This is a genomic window from Pseudomonas sp. 21615526 (genome assembly GCF_013386245.1).
GTDB lineage: Bacteria > Pseudomonadota > Gammaproteobacteria > Pseudomonadales > Pseudomonadaceae > Aquipseudomonas.
Genome location: NZ_JACAOM010000167.1, coordinates 1,116 through 3,310, shown reverse-complemented (window position 1 = coordinate 3,310; position 2,195 = coordinate 1,116). Strand labels below are relative to the sequence as shown.

General features: G+C 60.6%; 2 protein-coding genes. Both read right to left on the bottom strand.

The genetic code is table 11. The annotated features are described in order from the left end of the window. A partial coding sequence (locus tag HX786_RS29935; RefSeq protein ID WP_178912992.1) for a HAMP domain-containing sensor histidine kinase occupies positions 1–1,625 on the bottom strand: 1,625 nt, incomplete at its 3' end. Beyond that, positions 1,625–2,195, bottom strand: a 571-nt coding sequence (locus HX786_RS32085) for a GNAT family N-acetyltransferase (protein ID WP_256735338.1), incomplete at its 5' end; no start/stop codon positions are given. The genes HX786_RS29935 and HX786_RS32085, both read right to left, overlap by 1 nt.

Genomic DNA, 2,195 nt, shown 5'->3' with positions numbered 1-2,195 from the left:
GTGCCCGAGGCCTTGGTGGTGACGAATGGTGTGAAGATCCGCTCGATCATGTCCGGCGCAATGCCCTCGCCGGTATCGCCGATGCTGATCACCGTGTTGCCGCCCACGCTGTGGATGCCCAGGGTCAGGCGCCCGCCTCCGGGCATGGCGTCGATGGCGTTGAGAATCAGGTTCAGGCACGCCTGCTTGAGCTGCTTGGCATCGGCATAAATCGTCGCGCCGGGAGCCGCATCATCAATTTGCGCGTCGATGTTATGGGTCGCAAGCTCAGGCCCGCAGAAGCCGAGGATCTCCTCCACCACCGGGCGTGCCGCCTGCACGGTGCGCAGCGGTGCACTGGGTTTGGCGAAGTCGAGGAATTCGGTGATCAGGTCGTTGATCCGGCTGACTTCGCTGATCACGTATTCGAGGTGACGCTTGTCGGTTTCCGGCAAATCGGCGCGGCGATGCAGCAACTGGGTGGCCGTCTTGATAATGCCCAGCGGGTTGCGAATTTCGTGGGCCAGGCCCATCGCGACTTCGCCCAGTGCATGCAGGCGGTCGCGGCGGCGCAGTTGCGCTTCCAGGTGATGCAACTCACCGAGGCGCTCGGTCATGTGGTTGAAGGTGCTGCTCAGTTGCGCCAGCTCGTCGCCGCCGCTGACCGCCACACGGTGCTGATAGTTACCCGAGATCACCGCGCTGACGCCTTCGGACAGATCCCGCAATGGCCGGGTCAGGCGCTGGGACACCAGCATGCCCGCACCAAGGGACAACGCCGAGCTGAGCAGGAAGATCAACACGAACAGATTGCTCTGGTTCACCAGGCCCACCAGGCTGGTATGGCGCAGCAAGCCACTGAAGATCACCCCTTGCAGCTCGCCGGCATCGTTGAAGATCGGCCAGTACAAACCGCTGTAGTTGTTGGTGAATTGTTCGCTGGGCTGCTTGGTGCTGCGCAGCGCAGATTCGATACTCGAAGGAATCCGCGCGGGGTGATCGACAAAGCGCTGGGTGGAGAAAATCTCCGAAAACCCGCTGGGGTTGGCCAGGTACAAGCGCAGGTCGAGGGAATGCACATCGGCCACGCTGGTCAGGAAACTGCTGTCCAGATAAGTGGCCACCAGCAGTTGATAATCGACGCCGTCCTCGCTGGTCTCGAAGGTGGACACCACAACCCCGGTGGTCACGCCACCCACTTCGACCGTCTGCAACACCGCATTACTGGCCAGGTTTATTTGCTTGACGATGTCGTCGGCGGCGGTGGTAAACACGATTTTGTGGTCACTGCTGCGGATCAGCGCGACCACGTCGATGTCGGTGGCGGCGGCAATATCAGCGGTCAGCTTGTCGTGTTTCTCGGCCTGGCGCGACGACGGCGGCTTGGTGTAGCGCAGGAACAGTTGGGCGACCCGGGCGTTGTCGTGGAGGATGTCGCCGATCTCGTCCTTGACGATCTTGGTCGACTCCTGCAGCCAGATACGCACGTTACTGTCGAAGATCTGCGACAGCGTCGTCGCGGCCAGCTCCGCCGCGATCATCGTCGGGATCACCGTCACCAGCCAGAACGCCAACACCAGCTTGCGCTGGACGCTCCAACGCGAAATGGCAAAGGGGCGGGCTTTTTGGCGGGTCTTGTTGATCATCAGGTTTCGCTTATCGCAGCAGCCATGGCAGGGTCGGATCGATCCGGTCGGAGAAACACTTTTGCAACGAACAGCGCACGGTTGACCAGCCAGTTACGGTGGCGGAAAAACATGCTGTTGCCCTGGAACTCGCAGCCCAGCAGCAACTTGCTGGCATAGCCGGCCTGACCACATTCATATAATGCAATATCGTTGCGAATACAGTAGTCGATGTTGGTTAACCAACTGCGCACCGCCAGGCTGTATTCGCGACTGTAGTCACTGTCTTCGCCGAAAAACTTGTCAATCAGGCGATCCTGGTTCAACAGGATCAGGTTGAACGCCACCAGTTGCTCGTCCACCCAATAAAGCACACAGACCGCACGTTCCTGCAGCTGTTCAAGGATACCGGTGAAATAGCCTGCCGGCAGTCGCTCGAACTGCAGGTCGGAGCGTTCCAGGGTGGCCTCATACAGCGCCATGATGCGCGGCAGTACGTCGTCGATGTTGCGTCGCCACTCGACACGCGGCCCCGGCGCACGCAGTTTGCGGCGCAGGTCCTTGCGGGTGGCTTTGTCCAGGGAACCGAGG